The 285-nt window shown below is 35.1% G+C and carries 1 protein-coding gene; it reads left to right on the top strand.

Features of this window, described 5'->3' with window-relative positions:
- Positions 1 to 242 (top strand): transposase (locus FD18_RS05780; protein WP_162257036.1); only part of this gene is annotated, 242 nt, incomplete at its 5' end.
- Between the last annotated feature and the right edge of the window lie 43 nt (positions 243 to 285).

Below are 285 nucleotides of genomic sequence, written 5' to 3' on the forward strand. Positions count from 1 at the left end.
AAGCTGTAGGCAAGCAAATGCATCAAACATTACTAACCTTTGAGCACAATTATACTGGCATTCTAAATGGTATCTCCTCCAGCTACTCCAACGGCTGTCTTGAAGGTGTCAATCGCAAGATTAAGCAAATTGAACGAACTGCTTACGGATACAGTAATTTTAGACATTTATTAATTAGAATCAGGCTAGAAGAAAATATCATCAAACAAAAAGAACCAAACAACTATTCTTTAGTTGCTTGATTCTTTTTCAAAACTATTCATCAACAGGATTTGACAAACAGCC

The organism is Lactobacillus taiwanensis DSM 21401, from assembly GCF_001436695.1.
In the GTDB taxonomy this organism is placed as follows: domain Bacteria; phylum Bacillota; class Bacilli; order Lactobacillales; family Lactobacillaceae; genus Lactobacillus; species Lactobacillus taiwanensis.